21 protein-coding genes are annotated in these 17,108 nt (G+C 59.8%); 8 read left to right on the forward strand and 13 right to left on the reverse strand.

The annotated features are described in order from the left end of the window. Positions 1 to 83 precede the first annotated feature (83 nt). The 7 genes from AACH73_RS06345 to groL all read left to right on the forward strand — a co-directional run bounded on the left by AACH73_RS06345 (position 84) and on the right by groL (position 5,791). Positions 84 to 758, forward strand: coding sequence for a hypothetical protein (locus tag AACH73_RS06345; RefSeq protein ID WP_272742112.1), 675 nt, complete (start codon positions 84 to 86; stop codon positions 756 to 758). A gap of 148 nt (positions 759 to 906) precedes the next feature. Then, the gene (locus AACH73_RS06350) at positions 907 to 1,395 is read left to right on the forward strand and encodes a hypothetical protein (RefSeq protein ID WP_338734322.1); all 489 of its coding nucleotides are present in this window, start codon (positions 907 to 909) and stop codon (positions 1,393 to 1,395) included. 1 nt (position 1,396) lies between these two features. Continuing rightward, complete coding sequence (locus AACH73_RS06355) at positions 1,397 to 1,633, forward strand: helix-turn-helix transcriptional regulator (protein ID WP_272742114.1); 237 nt, start codon at positions 1,397 to 1,399, stop codon at positions 1,631 to 1,633. 60 nt (positions 1,634 to 1,693) lie between these two features. Next, positions 1,694 to 2,647 carry a TraB/GumN family protein gene (locus AACH73_RS06360; protein ID WP_338734323.1) on the forward strand — a complete coding sequence of 318 codons (954 nt, stop codon included), beginning with the start codon at positions 1,694 to 1,696 and terminating at the stop codon, positions 2,645 to 2,647. 52 nt (positions 2,648 to 2,699) lie between these two features. After that, the gene (locus AACH73_RS06365; RefSeq protein ID WP_338734324.1) at positions 2,700 to 3,527 is read left to right on the forward strand and encodes an endonuclease/exonuclease/phosphatase family protein; all 828 of its coding nucleotides are present in this window, start codon (positions 2,700 to 2,702) and stop codon (positions 3,525 to 3,527) included. Between the two features lie 277 nt (positions 3,528 to 3,804). Further along, positions 3,805 to 4,095, forward strand: a complete 291-nt coding sequence (gene groES / locus AACH73_RS06370) for a co-chaperone GroES (RefSeq protein ID WP_013478704.1) — start codon at positions 3,805 to 3,807, stop codon at positions 4,093 to 4,095. 52 nt (positions 4,096 to 4,147) lie between these two features. Then, a complete protein-coding gene (groL, locus tag AACH73_RS06375; protein ID WP_272742117.1) occupies positions 4,148 to 5,791 on the forward strand; it encodes a chaperonin GroEL in 1,644 nt (547 codons plus the stop codon). Between the two features lie 133 nt (positions 5,792 to 5,924). Here groL and AACH73_RS06380 read toward each other — a convergent pair whose 3' ends face one another. From AACH73_RS06380 to AACH73_RS06400, 5 genes are all read right to left on the reverse strand, one after another. Then, on the reverse strand, positions 5,925 to 6,473 hold the full coding sequence (locus AACH73_RS06380; RefSeq protein WP_338734327.1) for a DUF3916 domain-containing protein: 549 nt from the start codon (positions 6,471 to 6,473) through the stop codon (positions 5,925 to 5,927). A 158-nt stretch (positions 6,474 to 6,631) separates the two neighbouring features. Then, positions 6,632 to 6,961, reverse strand: coding sequence for a DUF559 domain-containing protein (locus tag AACH73_RS06385; protein ID WP_338734328.1), 330 nt, complete (start codon positions 6,959 to 6,961; stop codon positions 6,632 to 6,634). A gap of 89 nt (positions 6,962 to 7,050) precedes the next feature. Then, positions 7,051 to 7,539, reverse strand: a complete 489-nt coding sequence (locus AACH73_RS06390) for an SRPBCC domain-containing protein (protein WP_338734329.1) — start codon at positions 7,537 to 7,539, stop codon at positions 7,051 to 7,053. Beyond that, positions 7,526 to 7,882, reverse strand: coding sequence for a metalloregulator ArsR/SmtB family transcription factor (locus AACH73_RS06395; protein ID WP_338734330.1), 357 nt, complete (start codon positions 7,880 to 7,882; stop codon positions 7,526 to 7,528). The genes AACH73_RS06390 and AACH73_RS06395 overlap by 14 nt, the downstream gene beginning before the upstream one ends. 92 nt (positions 7,883 to 7,974) lie before the next feature. Further along, positions 7,975 to 8,256 carry a FliM/FliN family flagellar motor switch protein gene (locus tag AACH73_RS06400; protein ID WP_013478892.1) on the reverse strand — a complete coding sequence of 94 codons (282 nt, stop codon included), beginning with the start codon at positions 8,254 to 8,256 and terminating at the stop codon, positions 7,975 to 7,977. A 41-nt stretch (positions 8,257 to 8,297) separates the two neighbouring features. Between AACH73_RS06400 and lipB the strand changes: the two genes are divergently transcribed. Further along, the gene (gene lipB / locus AACH73_RS06405; RefSeq protein WP_338734331.1) at positions 8,298 to 9,134 is read left to right on the forward strand and encodes a lipoyl(octanoyl) transferase LipB; all 837 of its coding nucleotides are present in this window, start codon (positions 8,298 to 8,300) and stop codon (positions 9,132 to 9,134) included. 71 nt (positions 9,135 to 9,205) lie between these two features. On the opposite strand, the gene AACH73_RS06410 is transcribed toward lipB, so the two are convergent. From AACH73_RS06410 to AACH73_RS06445, 8 genes are all read right to left on the reverse strand, one after another. Further along, on the reverse strand, positions 9,206 to 9,619 hold the full coding sequence (locus tag AACH73_RS06410) for a DUF805 domain-containing protein (protein ID WP_338734332.1): 414 nt from the start codon (positions 9,617 to 9,619) through the stop codon (positions 9,206 to 9,208). A 215-nt stretch (positions 9,620 to 9,834) separates the two neighbouring features. Further along, positions 9,835 to 11,301 carry a pilus assembly protein TadG-related protein gene (locus AACH73_RS06415; RefSeq protein ID WP_338734334.1) on the reverse strand — a complete coding sequence of 489 codons (1,467 nt, stop codon included), beginning with the start codon at positions 11,299 to 11,301 and terminating at the stop codon, positions 9,835 to 9,837. A gap of 94 nt (positions 11,302 to 11,395) precedes the next feature. Then, positions 11,396 to 13,102 carry a VWA domain-containing protein gene (locus AACH73_RS06420; RefSeq protein ID WP_338734335.1) on the reverse strand — a complete coding sequence of 569 codons (1,707 nt, stop codon included), beginning with the start codon at positions 13,100 to 13,102 and terminating at the stop codon, positions 11,396 to 11,398. 130 nt (positions 13,103 to 13,232) lie between these two features. Beyond that, positions 13,233 to 14,105 (reverse strand): RluA family pseudouridine synthase, encoded by an 873-nt coding sequence (locus AACH73_RS06425; RefSeq protein ID WP_338734336.1) that lies wholly within the window; start codon positions 14,103 to 14,105, stop codon positions 13,233 to 13,235. A 43-nt stretch (positions 14,106 to 14,148) separates the two neighbouring features. Beyond that, on the reverse strand, positions 14,149 to 14,412 hold the full coding sequence (locus tag AACH73_RS06430) for a hypothetical protein (RefSeq protein ID WP_338734337.1): 264 nt from the start codon (positions 14,410 to 14,412) through the stop codon (positions 14,149 to 14,151). A 140-nt stretch (positions 14,413 to 14,552) separates the two neighbouring features. Then, a complete protein-coding gene (locus AACH73_RS06435) occupies positions 14,553 to 15,035 on the reverse strand; it encodes a DUF805 domain-containing protein (protein ID WP_338734338.1) in 483 nt (160 codons plus the stop codon). A 102-nt stretch (positions 15,036 to 15,137) separates the two neighbouring features. Beyond that, entirely contained in the window at positions 15,138 to 15,611 is a 474-nt protein-coding gene (locus AACH73_RS06440) for a DUF805 domain-containing protein (protein WP_338734339.1), read from the reverse strand. Beyond that, positions 15,611 to 16,966, reverse strand: a complete 1,356-nt coding sequence (locus AACH73_RS06445; RefSeq protein ID WP_338734340.1) for a replication-associated recombination protein A — start codon at positions 16,964 to 16,966, stop codon at positions 15,611 to 15,613. The genes AACH73_RS06440 and AACH73_RS06445 overlap by 1 nt, the downstream gene beginning before the upstream one ends. Between the last annotated feature and the right edge of the window lie 142 nt (positions 16,967 to 17,108).

Genomic DNA, 17,108 nt, shown 5'->3' on the forward strand with positions numbered 1-17,108 from the left:
TGGCAACCGGGTTCACCCTCACGATTCCGCTTTACGTTCAGGCAATCAGTGGTAACGCTTATACTAACAAAGAGGAGCGCGCCATGATCCAGGGCCCAAGGCTCGATAACCTGCTACCGCCCCTGACGGCGGAGGATGTCGCCGGGATGGATGACGAGCTGACGCGGCTGCGACGGCTGATGGAACGTGGAGAATCGGCCGGGCTGGCGGGGGGACCGATCCTGCTGTGGTGGGGCAGTGTGCTGGGGATCGGCCATCTGTGCCTGAGTCTGGCCTATGCCGGACTTCTGCCGGCCCTGCCCTATGGCCTCTTTTATTTTACCGCAGGACTGATCGGCACAGTGGTCATCGCCCTGCGCGTGCGCAAACACAGCCTGTTGTCCAACTGGCGAACCGAGGCGGTCTCAGCGGCATGGCTGTTCGCCGCCGCCGGTATCTTCGTCTATTCGATCGGCAATGTCCTCGCCAACAGCTACAATCCTGTGTCAAACATGGCCTTTCTGGCGATCGTGTTTGCCCTGATCAGCGCCGTGACCGGAGCGGCGTGCCGCCGCGACTGGATGATTGTGCCCTCGGTTGGGTGGCTGGCTATGGCGGCCCTGAGCTTTATGTTTGGCGATAATGGCGCCTTGCGGACACTGGTTTTTGCCGTGGCCTCCGTGGTGCTGATGGTCGTGCCAGGCTGGGCCCTGACCGATCTGGCGCGTCAGGCCCGGCAGGTCAAACAGGCATTGGGCCTGCGGCTCACCGGCTCTTGACTTTAATTCTGATTTAAATTTATATACCCCCGGGATTAATTTTTCGGGGGCATGTCGTTATGTCTTCATTCAGATTGCTGATCGGCCTGATGCTGTGGCTGATTACGCAGGCCGGGGCGAAGCTGCAAACCGATATGGAGAGCTTCGTATGAAGGCCCTTTTTCTTAAAATCATGATCGGCCTGCCGATGGGGATCATGGGTCTGCTGATGATCGTTCAGTCGCCGAAACTGTGGGCGCATACCGGCCATCGGCCCGACGTTTTCGGTCTGGCGCTGTTGCAGGGCGGCTTACCACTGTTGCCATATGGCTTCTTCGCGATTGCCCTGTGGTTCGCCGCCGACACGATCGCCCGTTTTCGTCCGCATACACCGCGGGAGCCGGTCCTGTGCAAAGGGCTAGGCCGCAGCGGGGCGGGGTTGATGCTTGGCGGTCTGGCTATAGGTCTGAACGCCACACCTTGGGTATGGGGCGAGGTCTATAACAATACCGGTCGGCAGCCCGGCGTCACGAATGACGTCCTGCTGACCCTGACATTTGTGGCTCTGGGCCTCATCCTGCTTGGCCTAAGCCAGCGCATCCGCGCGCTTCAGACGGCGCGCGAGGCCCTGTCGGCGGAACTGGAGCAGTACGTCTGATATGCCGGTCAATGTAACGCTTGATGTGATGCTGGCCCGGCGCAAGATGCGCGCCAAGGATTTGGCCGCACAGGTCGGCATCTCGGAAACCCAGATGTCGCTTCTGCGCACCGGAAAGGTGAAGGGGATGCGTTTCGATACCCTGTCGAAAATCTGCTTTTTGCTGGACTGTCAGCCCGCCGATATCATGGAATATCTTCCCGACCCAGCGGATCTGTCCCTTAAGGCCGGCGACTGAGCCCTGCCCCATTCCGGTCACGTCCGTGCGGCCTATATAGGGGTGACAAGGAGCCTCACCATGTTCAAACCCGTCCTGTTCGCTGTGCTGGTCCTGAGCGCGCCCATGGCCTTCGCACAGGAAACACTCCGCGAAGGTGCCACCGTCAGGGACGGCGAAGCGTGGGTCACCGACGTGGTGGTGACCGCGCGCCTGCCCGGTCCGGCCCTGTGGCGGGTGCGCAAGGGCGATAGTGAGGTCTATGTGCTGGGGGCCATGCCGGTGATGACCAAGCGTATTCCGTGGGATTCGAAGCGCGTCGAGCGCGTTATCGGCCTGTCGAATGTACTGCTCACCGCGCCCGAAGCCAAAGGCGGGCTGATCGGCGGCGCGCGACTGCTGATGGATCGCCGCCTGCCGCTGGGCAAAACGCTGGATGAAGTCTTGCGGCCCGATCTGTCGAAGCGCTTTTATGCGCTGGCCGACACCTACGGTCTGGACCGCCAAAAGTACAAAAAACTGTCGTCCATCTGGGCCGCAGCCACACTGCGCGAAGACGTCTATGACAAGGCGGGGATTGCCACGCGCGACCCGGAAAAGACGCTGCTTCGGTTTGCCAAGGCGCAGAAGCTGAAGACCAGACCGTCGGGCAGCTTCTCCGTGGCCAAGACTCTGGGGCGCATCGACGATTTCAGCGCGCAACAGGAGGCGTATTGCGTCGCCGCCACGCTGGATGAGATCGACTTTGCGGTCAAAAACGCCCTCGCCGCCACCAAGGCCTGGGCCATTGGCGACCTTAAGGCCGTGCAGCGTTTGTCACCGGATTCGGCGCTACTGGCCTGCCTCGAAGGCGCACCGTCCACCAAGGCCATGCTGGGGCAGTCGGTCGAACAGACGGTTGGAGCGATCAACAAGGCGCTGGAAACACCGGGCAAGTCGATAATGGTTCTGCCCTTGTCGGCGCTGCTCACCCCCGGCGGAGCGTTGCAGCAACTGGAACAGCAGGGCGCGACCGTAACCACACCCGCGCTTTGACGTCATATGAATGTCATTGGACCCCGCGCATCCCACGCCCTAAACTGACCCCATGAAGCTGCTACCCCTCCTCGCCGCCGCCCTGCTTATCGCCTCACCGGTTTCTGCCGAGACCCTGCGCCTGATGAGCTACAATATCCGCTACGCCAATCCGCAGGACGTGCCGCCCTGGCCGGAGCGCGGCCCGCGCATGGCGGCGCAGATCGCCTTTGTTCAGCCCGACGTGCTGGGCCTACAGGAGGCCCTGCTGCCGATGGTCGATGACCTGTCGCAAGCCCTTCAAGACTATGACCATTACGGGGTCGGTCGCGATGACGGCGCCAAGGCCGGCGAAAGCACAACCGTTTTCTGGCACCGCAGCCGCTTTGAAAAAGTCTCAGCCGTGACGCAGTGGTGCGGTCAGACGCCCGATACGCCATCGAAGGACGCCGATGCCGCCCTGCCGCGCACCTTCACCCGTCTGATCCTCAAGGACAAACGCAGTGGTCAGGTCTTTGATGTGCGCAATGCCCATTTCGACCATGTCGGTGTCAAGGCGCGCGAAAACTGTGCGGCGCAGATTCTGAGCCTGCCGACTGTGCCGGGCGCGCATCTGATCGTGCTGGGCGACTTTAACAGCGGCCTCACCAGCGCGCCCTATAAGCGCTTCACCGCCGACACCAGCCCGCTGAAAGATACCCGCGTCGCCAGCCTGCGCCGCTTCGGCCCGACGGGCACCTTCAACGACTTTGATATCCATCAGACCGATGGCGACGCCATCGACCACATCTTTGTCGAACGCGCTCTGACTGTGACCCGTTTTGCCACCCTAACCGACAGCTTTTCGGGCAAGGTCATTTCCGACCACTTCCCCATCGTGGCCGATATCGAGCTGAAATAGGTATAGGTAACCGCAGGTGACACAGATTTCACAGATGGGCGCTTCGCGCCTGTGAGGTGGCAACCGAAGCGCTTTCGGCCTAAGTCCCTTAATCTGTGCCGTCTGTGAAATCTGTGGTTTGACCCACTCATTTCACCTCAAGCCCGGCGAAAAAATTTCACACGAATTCGCTGCGGCACTTCTTGACTCTCTCCGGTACCGACCCTAACTCAGGGGCGCGTTAGCACTCGGACATACTGAGTGCTAACATTCATCTGAATAACATCGGAGACATCATATGAGCTTTCGTCCGCTGGGCGACCGCGTTCTCGTGAAGCGCGTTGAAGAAGAAGCCAAGACCAAGGGCGGGATCATCATCCCTGATACGGCCAAGGAAAAGCCGCAAGAAGGCGAAGTCGTCGCTGTCGGGCCGGGCGCCCGCAACGAAAAGGGCGAGCAAGTCGCTCTGGACGTGAAGGTCGGCGACCGCGTTCTGTTTGGCAAGTGGGGCGGCACCGAGGTCAAGCTGAACGGCGAAGACCTGCTGATCCTCAAAGAATCCGACATCCTGGGTGTGGTTGAGCGTTAATCCGCTCTGTCCCTCCCTATCCCGATAATACGCAACCAAAGGAACACCCGAAATGGCTGCTAAAGACGTACTGTTTTCCTCGGACGCGCGCGACAAGATCCTGCGCGGCGTCAATGTCCTCGCCAATGCCGTGAAGGTCACGCTTGGCCCCAAGGGCCGCAATGTCATCCTTGAAAAGTCGTTCGGCGCGCCGCGCTCGACCAAGGACGGCGTCTCGGTCGCCAAGGAAATCGAACTGGCCGATAAGTTCGAAAACCTGGGCGCGCAACTGATCCGTGAAGTTGCCTCCAAGACCAACGACAAGGCCGGTGACGGCACCACGACCGCCACGGTTCTGGCTCAGGCCATCGCCGTCGAAGGTCTGAAGTCGGTGTCTTCGGGCCGCAACCCGATGGACCTGAAGCGCGGTATCGACAAGGCCGTGGCCGTTGCCATCGCCGAAATCAAGGCTTCGTCCAAGCCCGTCACCTCGAACTCGGAAATCGCTCAGGTCGGCACCATCTCGGCCAACGGCGACACCGAAGTCGGTCAGATGATCGCTGACGCCATGGCCAAGGTCGGCAACGAAGGCGTGATCACCGTCGAAGAAGCCAAGACCGCCGAAACCGAGCTGGACGTCGTCGAAGGCATGCAATTCGACCGCGGCTACCTGTCGCCCTACTTCGTCACCAACCCGGACAAGATGGAAGCGGTCCTCGAAGACCCGTACATCCTGATCTTCGACAAGAAGATCTCGACCCTGCAACCCATCCTGCCGATCCTCGAAGCCGTGGTTCAGTCGGGCCGCCCGCTGCTGATCATCGCCGAAGACGTCGAAGGCGAGGCTCTGGCCACGCTCGTCGTCAACCGCCTGCGTGGTGGCCTGCGCGTCGCCGCCGTCAAGGCTCCGGGCTTCGGCGACCGCCGCAAGGCCATGCTGGAAGACATCGCCATCCTGACCGCCGGTCAGGTGATCTCCGAAGACATCGGCATCAAGCTTGAGACCGTGACCCTCGACATGCTGGGCCGCGCCAAGAAGGTGACGATCACCAAGGAAACCACCACCGTGGTCGATGGCGTCGGTGAAAAGGCGGAAATCGAAGGCCGCGTGGCTCAGATCAAGCAACAGATCGAAGAAACCACCTCGGACTACGACAAGGAAAAGCTGCAAGAGCGTCTGGCCAAGCTGGCCGGCGGCGTCGCGGTCATCCGCGTCGGCGGCTCGACCGAAGTCGAAGTGAAGGAAAAGAAGGACCGCGTCGATGACGCCCTGAACGCGACCCGCGCGGCCGTGGACGAAGGTATCGTTCCGGGCGGTGGTACGGCTCTGCTGAAGGCGTCGAAGAAGCTGGCCGACCTGACCGGCGACAATGACGATCAGACCGCCGGTATCGCCATCGTGCGCAAGGCTCTGCAGGCTCCGATCCGTCAGATCTCGGAAAACGCAGGCGTCGAAGGCTCGATCGTCGTCGGCAAGGTGCTGGAATCGAACGAAGCCAACTTCGGCTTCAACGCTCAGACCGAAAAGTACGTGGACCTGGTCGCCGATGGCGTCATCGACCCGGCCAAGGTTGTGCGTACCGCTCTGCAAGACGCCGCTTCGGTGTCGGGCCTCTTGATCACGACGGAAGCCGCCGTGGTCGAAGCCCCGAAGAAGGAAGCGGCCCCGGCTATGCCCGGCGGCGGCATGGGCGGCATGGGCGGTATGGACTTCTAATTTGGCTCACGTCCCGATCCTGCGGATCGGGACGTGGACAAAGGTCCATAGCGAGGAAATTTTTCTCGAAGCGGTTCTTCGAAAAATTTTCGAGTCTTATGTGGAAAGAGCGGGTCGTGAGACCCGCTCTTTTTTACATCACTTCGCTGTAAATCCAGACCTGTTGACGGTTTTCATACGGCGGATCAAAGTCATCGTCGCGCCAGTAGGTGCTGTAGCCTTGCTCCCTAAAGCCTGCTTTTATTTTCAGACCGTAAGACTTCATCAGACTGCGCGAGGTCGGTATGGGCACCCATAGATCATTCACATCCGAACGGATTGCGAAAGCCGCCCAATAATCCTGATCGAAAAACACATCGACGCTACTGCGAAACAGGTCTGGATAAGAGATTATGGCCGTTACCCGTGCATGACGGAGGTGTTCAGGTTTGCAGGATTGCATCTTTGCCGCTGCGCGCAGGATAAGCTCTATATAACGACGCTGGGTATGCAGCGAGGATCGAGGCGGATTGATCAGCCCGCTCCAAACAGGCGTTTTCCAGTTATTAAATCCCCGTCCACGCGGTGTTGCCTCCGGCCATTCATCGGCAAGCGTTTGCGACCACACCTTCGTGTTTCGCATTATTGTCTTGGTTCGACGCTGACGGCGATACAGAAAGTCGGAAATGTATCGTTTGGTCATAACCGTCTTCCACGTTCTACTATGTTGAAATACCTATCTTATACCTCCCCAGCTCTGCTGGGGAGCGGGACCGCACGAGCCGCCGAAGGCGGTGAGATGAGGTGGTGGGGGTTCTTATATCTTTGAAAAGCGCGCCGCTCGCTCCAAAGCCAGCAGCCTCACCCCATCCGCGACGCCGTCAGCATCCCGGTACAAATCAGCGGCGGCCAGGCGGCAAACCTCAAGGCCCTGCAAGTGTAACCACGCATCGCGCGCCGCGTCTTTTTCGCGCGGTCATCCAGACTGTGCAAGGTGCCGTCCACTTCCACAGCCAGCCGTGCCTTGAAGCAATAAAAATCAAGGATATACGGACCTATCGCAAACTGGCGCTTAAAGATGAGACCATCGGTGCGGTGATTCAAGTGTTCCCACAGCAACCATTCCGGAGTGGTCAGAGCCTTGCGCATCTGCCGCGCCGACGCAGTCTTGCGCTTAACGGCGTCGTTCATTCTATCCCCCTCAAGATACCCCACCACCACATCTCACCACTTCGTGGCTCGTGCGGTCCCCCTCCCCGGCATAGACGGGGATGTATGATTTACTCCGCCCCCAGTTCCGCAACCATCTCATCCAACTGATCGAACTGCTCGTCGAAGCCGCTTGTGGCCCCCGACACCATGGCCTCGTCCAGCGCCTCTTTCGACGGGTAAAGATCGCGCCAGACGACCAGAGTCTGCTCCCCGCGCCCCTCGAAGGTCACCGTGGTCACGGCCCCCTCTTCGCCGCTTTCTTCATTCGTCCAGACGATACGCTCGCCGGGGACTACCTCGATATATTTGCCGAAGAAGGCCATCGGCTCCGGCATCGACGGATGGCTGATCACCAGCCGGTAGCCGCCGCCGGTGCGCACGTCCATCTCGCAGGAATGGATGGTCATGCCGAACGATTTCGGCGTCCACCAGCGCCGGAACAACTCCGGTTCGCTCCACGCCTTGAACACCAGCCGCACTGAACCATCGACGGTTCGCCTCACCACAAATTCGCGATCGGAGATGCGCTCCATTGCAGTCTGATTAGCCTGCGTCATTATCTGCCTCCCTCTGCTTCAATTCCGCGACCACCTGATCCAGTGCCTCAAAGCGGGCGTCCCAAAGCCGGCGGTAGTTTTCGATCCAAGCGACCTCTTCCTCCATCCGCTCATGCCCTAATCGGCATGTGCGCACTCGTCCGGCCTTCTCTGTCGTGACAAAGCCGGCCTTCTCCAACAGGCTGATATGCTTCTTCATACCGGTGAGGGTCATGTGAAACCGGTCAGCTAGGTCCGTAATCGACGCGTCCGCGCGCCCCAATTGCTCCAGAACCCCGCGGCGGGTCGGGTCCGAAAGAGCGGCAAAAGAAGCATCAAGGCGCGCGCTGGAATACTGAGCCATTTGGTTCAGCATTAAGCCGAACAAACGTAAAACGCAAACGCCTTACGACTGAATCGTCTGAGGCAAACGGAAAAATGCAGAGCAGAGGGGGGTTAATTCCCCAGGGCCATAAAGTCATAGACATTGGCCGGGCGGGTCACCACGATCGAGATCTTCTCTTCAAAAATCTGGATTTCGCCGCGCGCCACCGGGTGGTTGTTGGCCAGTATCCACACCTCATCGTGCTCACGCGCGTCCAGCGGGATGACCGCGCCGCGGCCCATGCGCAGAAGCTGCTGCATCGGCAGGACGGATCGCCCCAGAAGCACTGAGATTTCCACCGGTACGGAATTGACCTGAGACGACACGCTCGACTTGATCCCTTGAATACCCATATAGGGAGGAGTCCTACCCCACCGCCGCAGAATGGCCGAACATGCTGAACGACAGGTTAAGCCCCGCCGATTCCAATGACACTCCGTCCGATTTTGTGTCGCCGGACTTTTTCCTGAAAGACCCGGAGAAGGGTCTGCCGGAATGGCGCGTCTCAGCGGGTCAGGTGTCCTATCCCGACGCGGTGGCCGCGATGGAGGCGCGCGTCGAAGCCATCCTCAAGGGCGAGGCGCGCGAGCTGATCTGGCTGATCGAACACCCGCCCCTCTATACGGCCGGCGTGTCGGCCAAACGCGAAGACCTGCTGGAGCCCGATCGTTTCGAAGTGTTCGACAGCGCGCGCGGCGGGCAGTTCACCTATCACGGCCCCGGTCAGCGGGTGATCTATGTGATGCTGGACCTTAACCGGCGCAGCAAGGACATCCGCGCCTTTATCAAGGCGCTGGAAGGCTGGATCATCGGCACCCTGTGGCAGTTCAATGTCGAAGGTCATATCCGCGACGGGCGCGTCGGCGTGTGGGTCGAACGCCGCGACAAGGGCGTCACACCGGTTCCCTCTCCGGGTTCGTTAGAACCCGGCAAGGCCGACCGGCCGACCGAGCCCCTGCGAGGAGCCCCTGCGGCGCCTGAGCAGCGCTATCGGGAAGACAAGATTGCCGCCATCGGCATCAAGCTGCGCCGCTGGGTCAGCTTCCACGGCGTCAGCCTGAACGTCGAGCCGGACCTCAGCCATTTCAATGGCATAGTGCCGTGTGGCATCTCCGAACACGGGGTGACCAGCCTGATTGATCTGGGCCTGCCGGTGAACATGGATGAGGTGGACTACGCCCTGCGTCAGGAATTTATCGAACGCTTCGGGCCGGTGGATCTGGCCGAATAAGCGTCAAATCGTCTCGAGGGGCTCGGCAAACCGCGTGGAACGCCCGTACCTGTTCGCGCCTCTCTCGGTTTTTAGTTTTGCTCGATGGGCGATGCAAACCGCGTGGAACGCCCATACCTGTTCGCGCCCCTCTCGCCGGGCATCGCGCCCAAGTCAATAGCCGCCCACAGCAGCACCAGCGCGCCGACAAAATCGAGAAAATTATCCGGGCGTGGCCACACCATCATAAACGCAATAAGGATTACCGCCGCCCACCAGCCGGAGCGCCCCCGGTCGTGCAGGCGCTTCGACAAAACGCACGCCGCGCAGAACAACAGAGCCGGATAGACCACCCACCCGGTCAGGACGCGCGGTGCGCCGGTAATGGCCGAGTCATAGATCATGAACAACCCGACCAGCACCGCCAGCGCGATCAGAAACGGCGTCTGACGCACCCGTCCAGTGGACGAAAAGAACAGTTCGCTCCAGTCGATTTTCTGAGTCATGGGCTATCCAAAAGCAAAAGAGGCGGAAACCGTCGTTTCCTCCTCTTCGCTTAACACCGTCAACCGGTTGAGAAAAGACGCTTATCTGAGGCAGCGCCGCTTTTCTGTCACGGCTGGAGCGGGAGGATTTCAGATGGAAGAATCTTCCCGCTCTTTATTTCTGGTTTGTCGCTATATTTTTGTCGAAAACCGCTCACACTTTTCGACATATCGCTCTACTGCATCAGGCGCACAACGCTGAGCTTGCCGCCGATGACCTCAAAGGCATTAATCAGGTCATTGGCGTTCTGCGCATCGAAATAGTGTTGAGCATCCGACGCGCAGGATTTGAGGGACGCCAGCGCGGTCGCATCCGTAACCCCAAGGCCGATAACGAAAATTTCGATATTCTTGCCCTTGGCGTAGTTACAGACATTGGCCTGAGCCGTATAGGTGGGGGCAATCAGTGTAGAACTGATGGTCGGAGGACTTCCGCTCGCTGCCGATACGATCTGTCCGGAGGCATTTGTGTAGAGGGTATTTGCCCCGTCCGTCATCAGCACGATAACCTTCTTCGGTTCCTTGTTTTTGGTATCATAGGCCTGCCCTTCCTTGAATGGCGCCGGTGGCGAAAGAGTGTTGACCCCCCAGATAAGCCCGCCGGGAATGAAGGTGTCCGGCTTATAGCTACCTATGCTGTTAACCAACCCCTTGATAGCATTGGTGACCACCGTACTGTCATTGGTCAGCGGCTGTATGGCCGTAGGGCACTTTTGCGAGGTATCGAGGACTCCGGTATAGGCTGTCAAGGGATCCGGCATAAGCACCATCTTGGTTTTCGTATCGACCTGATGGCGCACACACCCATACCATTTGTAATACGTGGGTTGCGGGTTATTACAGGAAGTGTAGGGCGTTATGTTTACGGTCGTGCAAACCTGACCTGTTGTACAGGAGTAGGTGTAAGGCACACCGTCCTTGAGGCCAGTACAGGTGGTAGTTTTGCCCCCTGTACAGACCTGCTTGGTCGAAATCGTGGTACATGTCTGTGCCGCCGCCGGCACCGTGTAGTCGGCTCCTACCGATATCCACGTTTGGCTGCGATTGGCCAGTCCGACATTAACGTAGTCGGCATAGGGTACGATGGCGACCTTCACATAGTCTTTGTTTGCCGGGGTCATCACCGTGTTCACAAGATTGGTGGCCGCCGTCTTCAAGACATCCAGTCGCGTCTTGCTCCCGGACAGCAGTTGCCCCATCGAGTCCGTGTTATCGAGAACCAGCGACAGTTCCAGCGTACCGTTGGCGGCCTGAACCGTCTTGCTTAGCACCTGATACGGCAGGGCTGTGATATTCACCACCCCCAGCAGATAAGGCTTGTAGGTGCCCTTGGCCGTTACATAATAGGTGCGCGTGGTTGTGTCATAATTAAACTGATCAATCTGAACGCCGTCCGGATTGTCCCCCAACTCCTGCTTCAGACGCAGAGTAACTGCCGCCTTGGCCTGATCAACCGTTGTCGGTCGCAGAATGGCAACGGCCAGGGTCGCCGCATCCAGCGCATCCTGCGCCTTGCTCCGGCGGCTCACGACGTTCGAGAAATCGACCGCTCCGGCCACCGCAGCCGCCAAAACAAAGACAAACAGACCGAACATAACGGCCGTGTTTCCACGACGATCTAAGAGAAAGGCAGGCAGGCGCATGGGCTTATCCGGTTATTCGCATCGGCATCAACTGTGCAATATATGGGCCAATGCTTAATATTCATTCTACTGCCCGCCGATAGCGCTGCGCCCTCTACTTCGTCAGGCGCGTGCTCTGGATCGAATAGAAAACCTTGGCCAGGGTGGAGGAAAGCTGGCTGGCCGCCGTCACGTCGTAGAAGTAGTCCGGACGGCTGGCGCAGGCCTTCAGCATATCGGAATTGCCCTCCATCACGCGGATCGTATAGACCGTGATGCCCAGATCCTTCGCCGCCTGACAGGCCAGAAGCGTGCGCTGATTGATCGAGGTCGCCGAGGTGGTCCAGCGGTTCTGCGTATTCTCGCCATCAGTAATGACGATCATATACTTGTAATTACTCTTGTCGCTGTAGGACTGTGCCGTATTGAACGGCAGTTCCGGCGACAGAAGCTCCATCCCCCACTGTACGCCGATGGTAATATTGGTATTGCCTGCCGGGGTGAGTTTCTGGGCGTGGGCGCGCACGGCCGCAATATCGGTCGTCAGACCCATGACGGGCAGCAGGTTGTTGGTGGCGCATTTTGCCGCCGGGTAGAGGGTATCGGGCGTGCTGGCGATCGGGGATTGCCCCGACACGTCATAGGGCTGCTTGCGGTCGATGACGCAGCCATTCCAGCTATCGGTGCCGACACCCAAAAGGTCGGCATTGGCCGTAATGGTGCTGTTGTCCTTGATGGTGGTCGTCGAGCCCGACCCGTAGCCCCCGGCACTGGTCGGTGTAGCGGTGATCGTGCCGGTATATTGGGCGTAGCTGCTGTTGGGGCGGCTGTAATAGGCCGCATAGGACCACGGCGTCGAATTGCTGGAACTGGAGGTCCGCGCCCAGTTGGTCGTCGAATAGGCGTCGGTGCGCGACACGACCGTATAACCGCAATAGCTGTAGCTGTAATTGACCCAGCAATAGCCGTTGTTCTGCGCAAAGTAGGAGGTCACGAAGACCCGATAGCTGCCGTTATAGGTATAGGCATAGAGACGGGCATTGGCCTTGCACGCCGCCACATCGGCGCTTCCACTGCACATCAGATCGCGCGTCGTCCCCAAAGACGTACAGCTATCGGCGTTCATGCCGCTGCCCGTGCAGCTATAGCTGTAGGGCGTTTCGCCGAACTCCCCGGCAATGCCGCTCGCCGGCACGCCCTTGATATTGACCTGCGTATCGAAAGGGACGATGCCGACCTTGGCGCCCCACACATTCTGGCCGTTGACCAGCAGGGAGGCCAGAACGCTATCGACCGCAGCCTTGAGATTGGTCATGCGCGAATCCCGCGACATGGACCCCGTGGAGTCGAGCACCAGGGCGATCTCGGATTTGCGCAGTTCGGCTTCGGCGGTCGAGGTCGCGGCAACAGTGAGCGTATTGATGCCCATCAACCGCAGAAAAGAGGTCTGTATCTGCGCGCGGGCCGCATAGATGGCGGTCTTGTGCGATCCGCTGGTTTCAAAGCTCAGGCCTTTGGACGTCGGCGTAATGCCGCTGTCGATCAGATTAAGGGCAAAGACGGTATCGGCAGCGCTTTTGGCCGCCGTCTCGTCCTTGGCCATCAAGGCCCCGCGCAGGGCCGCCGCGTCGGCGGCGTCCTGAAGACGGTTGGTCTGCTCATGCGCCTGGCTGAACTCGACGCCCGCCCCTGTCGCTGCCGCCAGAGTCGCCGCGATCAGGCCGAAGACGATGACGGTATTGCCCCGGACATCGCGCCAGAACAGCAACGACCGCGCCGTCTGCTCCAACTGACGCCAACCTCTGCGCAATGGTTCCAGCATGTCACTCAGCCCGTCAGATACACATACCCGCGCACCTATGACAGTTGGGACGTTAACGAAGCGGCAAGAAATCTGCCTAATGACGCATTAAGCAATATGCGGATTTATGGTAAATAAATGAGAGGCTTACCTAGATTTTCTCAAGATTCAGCCCGGCCTGTGCACATAGCGCCTGAAGGTCGGGGCTCAGCGGCGCTTCCCAGCGACGGCGGCCGCCATCCGGATGCGGAAACTCTATGGCGCGGGCGTGCAGCATCAGGCGCGGGACGCGCACGCCGTCGAGGCTGAGCGCGCCGCCATACCGCACATCGCCCGCAATGGGGCACCCCAGATGCGCCATATGCACGCGGATCTGATGCATCCGCCCGGTAAAGGGTTCACATTGCACCAGCGCCGACGTGTCCGTGCGGCTGAGCACGCGATAGGTGGTGCGGGCTCTCAGCGCTTCGGGATGATCGGCGGCGCAGACGCGGCTATAGGCTTCGCGCCCGATCTCTTCACGACGCAGAGGCACGTCGATAACGCCCTCGTCTTTGAGGTTGTGCGGACGGGCGACGATGCACACATAGGTCTTATGCACATCGCGCGCCGCAATGGCGTTGCCGACAAAGGCCGCCGAGGTGCGCGTTTTGGCCGCCAGAATAATGCCCGACGTGTCGCGGTCCAGCCGGTGCAGCAGACGTGGCTTATTGCCGTTCGAGCGGGCGAAGGCCCACAGCATGTCATCGAGATTATGGAAATTGCCGCGCCCGCCCTGTGACGACAGGTTGGACGGCTTGTTAAAGCCCATAATCACCCCATCTTCGTGGATCAGCATGGATTTCACCCACACGATCTCTTCGTCGGACAGTTTCAGCGGCCGGTCGATGGCCTTGGGGTTTTTGGGCGTCTGGACGGGGCGCGCCCACCCCCTAGCTTCGCGCTCGGCAATGGCGGCTTTGTGCTGCGGCGACTGACGCGAGGCCTTTTTACGGTTGAGCTTGTCCTGCTTTTTCGGGGTCATGCGCGGCTCATACTATAGCCGTGTGCGCTTGCCCATAGGCCTTTCAGTCCTCACGACGTTTGCCCGCACCGCGACGGCCCTGAAAGCCGGAGCCGCTCAGCGAACCGAACAGGGCGGCCAGGATGATCAGCGCCCCCAGCGCAAAGGCGGCCCAGACGGCCAGCCCCTGCCCGCTGATGCCGATATTGAGGGCGCGCAACACCTGACCGGCCTCATACGGGGCATAGAGGGCCACAAGCACCACGGCGGCAAACGCCACCGCTACGCCCCACGCCAGTATCTTCAGAACCTGTCTGACCCGGTTCATTCGTCACCTCTCGCCAGAGCGATATGTCGAAAAAGGTGAGCGATTTTCGACAAAAATATCGCGACCTAACAAAAATTTAGAGCGGGATGATTTCCGCTTGAAAATCATCCCGCTCTGATCGGTGACGGTACAGGCTTTATCTAACGATGACCAGCCATACGTACCGGCCCCACCGGACGGCGCAGGGTCTGGCGCAAAGGCTGCGGCGACGGTTGCGCCAGCAGGAAGAACAGCACGAAGACGCCCGCCCCCAGAGCCAGCAACTGCCACCAGCCGGACCGGTTGAGATCGTGCAAACGCCGCGTGGTAACCGCCACATAAGGGACCAGCAGCAGCATGGGCGCGATATAAAAGCCGCTCAGCCCAAAAGCACCGTCCATCAGGGCCGCGGCGCAATAGACGCCGACAAACAGCAGCAGGAAGCCGCCATATTCGCCGCGCGACGCCCGGCCTTTGAAATCGAAGGCGCGCGCAAGGCCGCCGCGTACCGCCGCTTCAAACCCTTCCGTGCGGTGCGGCGCGCCAAAGCGGTTGGGTCCGTTAGGATGAATGACAAATGGCAGAAAAGCCGGCGCAATCCACAGCAGCAGAACGGCCAGTTGTTGCAGGGTTTCCGGTGACATAGCGCGCCTCCTTCATCAGCGTGAAGGCAAGTCTGGGCGCGAAATGGGCCGGAAATGGGGAGCGATTATCACAGGAGTGAGAGGTGAGTGTGACTTGATTGGTTAAAACACAGACTCCGGTTCCGCCTGTCGCTTTTGCCCCGGTAAGGTCCATAAGACAATCAGCGGCAGAACACCCAGTACTGTCGGCAAAAGCAACCACCACAACCCGCTGCGGCCTATGTCATGAAGACGGCGCACGCCCACGGAAAGCATCGGCACGGCAATCAGAGCATAGACGATATCGCCCAAGACGGGATTGTAATCTTTGGCCAGAAAACCGACAGGAAACAGCACCGTGAGATAGATCAGAACAAACCACCAGAATTGTGAGCGGGTGGCGCGACCTGTGAAATTCAGCCCGCGCACCAGTGCCGTCACGACACCGCTGCCGAGGCTTAACCGTCCATACGGCGGAGCTCCGAAACGAAGGGCATCCGCAGGTTTTTTGAGATTAAACCACGCAATCGCCAGTGCAGATGGCAACACAGAAACAGCCGCAAGATAAAGGTAAGACTCTCCCCCCAGATCGTACATCACTCCCCCCTTTGCTGTTGTTTCTTTTCCCGCAATTGCGCCCAGTATTCAAGCCTTTGCCGCGTCTTGCCCTCGTGCCCCTCGCCCTTCGGGTCGTAGAAGCGCGGCCTTGCCATACCGTCCGGAAAATAGTTCTGCCCCGAAAACCCGTCGGGGTCATCCGGGTCGTAGATATAGCCTTCGCCATAGCCCAGTTGTTTCATCAATTTCGTCGGGGCATTGCGGATGACTTCGGGCGGGTCCAGCGTCGCGGTGTCCTTCGCCGCCTTCATCGCCGCCTTGAAGGCCGTATAGACGGCGTTCGATTTGGGGGCCGAGGCCATGTGCACCAGCGCCTGAGCAATGGCCAGTTCGCCTTCCGGAGAGCCCAGCACCTCATAGGTTTCGCGCGCCGCATTGGTCATGATCAGCGACATGGGATCGGCATTGCCGATGTCTTCGGAGGCCATGCGCTGCATCCGCCGCACGATGTACAGCGGGTCTTCGCCCCCCTGAAGCATCCGCGCGAACCAGTAGAGCGCCGCGTCGGGGTCGGACCCGCGCACCGACTTATGCAGGGCCGAGATCAGGTTGTAGTGGCCTTCGCGGTCCTTATCGTAATTGGGGCGGCGCTTTTGCAGGTTTTGCAGCAGGGCCTCGCTGTTCAGCGGCGCCTCAAACCCCATAGACGCCAGAGACTCGATCAGGGTCAACAGATAGCGCCCGTCGCCGTCAGCCAGGCCTTTCAGCGTCTCCTTCGCCTCGTCCAGCAGCGGCAGGGCGTGCCCCAAATGCGTTTCGGCGCGGGTGATGAGCTTGTCCATCGCCTCATCGTCGAGGCGTTTCAGCACAAACACCTGACAGCGCGACAAAAGCGCGCCGTTTAGCTCAAACGACGGGTTTTCCGTCGTCGCCCCGATCAGGGTGACCACGCCGGCTTCGACATAGGGCAGGAAGCTGTCCTGCTGGGCGCGGTTAAAGCGATGGATTTCATCGACAAACAGGACGCTGCGCACCCCCTGATTGCGACGGGCCTGCGCATATTCAAAGGCCTTTTTCAGATCGGCGACGCCGGAAAAAACCGCCGAAATCTGCTGAAACTCATAGCCGACGCTGGCGGCCAGCAACCGCGCAATGGTCGTCTTGCCGACGCCCGGCGGCCCCCACAGGATCAGCGACGGCAAAAACCCGCGATCGACGGCGCGCGCAATAGCCCCGCCTTCGCCCAGCAGATGATCCTGCCCCACGATCTCGGACAGGGCCTGCGGCCGCAAACGCTCAGCCAGCGGCTTGAACCCTTCGGGCGCGGCGGTCAGGGTCGGGGCGGACGGCGTCAGGCCAGCCGCCTGAAACAGGTCATGGGGCGCAGAAGACATGGAACATGTATAGAACATGTTGCCGGGACAGGAAAAGCCGTGAAATGGACCATCCTCGGGTTTTTTCTCGATCTGGCTCCGTCCTCTCCTCCCTGTCGCGTTAGCGATGGGGAGGTGGATGCGAGTGAAACGAGGAGACGGA

Source organism: Asticcacaulis sp. DW145, assembly GCF_037101385.1.
Lineage (GTDB): Bacteria > Pseudomonadota > Alphaproteobacteria > Caulobacterales > Caulobacteraceae > Asticcacaulis > Asticcacaulis currens.

Coding starts and splice junctions, on each gene's coding strand:
- AACH73_RS06390 (WP_338734329.1), bottom strand. CDS start 7,539: ATGACGCAGGCTAATCAGACTGCAATGGAGCGCATCTCCGATCGCGAA.
- AACH73_RS06355 (WP_272742114.1), top strand. CDS start 1,397: ATGCCGGTCAATGTAACGCTTGATGTGATGCTGGCCCGGCGCAAGATG.
- groES (WP_013478704.1), top strand. CDS start 3,805: ATGAGCTTTCGTCCGCTGGGCGACCGCGTTCTCGTGAAGCGCGTTGAA.
- AACH73_RS06395 (WP_338734330.1), bottom strand. CDS start 7,882: ATGGCTCAGTATTCCAGCGCGCGCCTTGATGCTTCTTTTGCCGCTCTT.
- AACH73_RS06410 (WP_338734332.1), bottom strand. CDS start 9,619: ATGACTCAGAAAATCGACTGGAGCGAACTGTTCTTTTCGTCCACTGGA.
- AACH73_RS06350 (WP_338734322.1), top strand. CDS start 907: ATGAAGGCCCTTTTTCTTAAAATCATGATCGGCCTGCCGATGGGGATC.
- AACH73_RS06365 (WP_338734324.1), top strand. CDS start 2,700: ATGAAGCTGCTACCCCTCCTCGCCGCCGCCCTGCTTATCGCCTCACCG.
- AACH73_RS06385 (WP_338734328.1), bottom strand. CDS start 6,961: ATGAACGACGCCGTTAAGCGCAAGACTGCGTCGGCGCGGCAGATGCGC.
- AACH73_RS06380 (WP_338734327.1), bottom strand. CDS start 6,473: ATGACCAAACGATACATTTCCGACTTTCTGTATCGCCGTCAGCGTCGA.
- AACH73_RS06425 (WP_338734336.1), bottom strand. CDS start 14,105: ATGACCCCGAAAAAGCAGGACAAGCTCAACCGTAAAAAGGCCTCGCGT.
- AACH73_RS06400 (WP_013478892.1), bottom strand. CDS start 8,256: ATGGGTATTCAAGGGATCAAGTCGAGCGTGTCGTCTCAGGTCAATTCC.
- AACH73_RS06360 (WP_338734323.1), top strand. CDS start 1,694: ATGTTCAAACCCGTCCTGTTCGCTGTGCTGGTCCTGAGCGCGCCCATG.
- groL (WP_272742117.1), top strand. CDS start 4,148: ATGGCTGCTAAAGACGTACTGTTTTCCTCGGACGCGCGCGACAAGATC.
- AACH73_RS06415 (WP_338734334.1), bottom strand. CDS start 11,301: ATGCGCCTGCCTGCCTTTCTCTTAGATCGTCGTGGAAACACGGCCGTT.
- lipB (WP_338734331.1), top strand. CDS start 8,298: ATGCTGAACGACAGGTTAAGCCCCGCCGATTCCAATGACACTCCGTCC.
- AACH73_RS06440 (WP_338734339.1), bottom strand. CDS start 15,611: ATGTACGATCTGGGGGGAGAGTCTTACCTTTATCTTGCGGCTGTTTCT.
- AACH73_RS06345 (WP_272742112.1), top strand. CDS start 84: ATGATCCAGGGCCCAAGGCTCGATAACCTGCTACCGCCCCTGACGGCG.
- AACH73_RS06430 (WP_338734337.1), bottom strand. CDS start 14,412: ATGAACCGGGTCAGACAGGTTCTGAAGATACTGGCGTGGGGCGTAGCG.
- AACH73_RS06435 (WP_338734338.1), bottom strand. CDS start 15,035: ATGTCACCGGAAACCCTGCAACAACTGGCCGTTCTGCTGCTGTGGATT.
- AACH73_RS06445 (WP_338734340.1), bottom strand. CDS start 16,966: ATGTCTTCTGCGCCCCATGACCTGTTTCAGGCGGCTGGCCTGACGCCG.
- AACH73_RS06420 (WP_338734335.1), bottom strand. CDS start 13,102: ATGCTGGAACCATTGCGCAGAGGTTGGCGTCAGTTGGAGCAGACGGCG.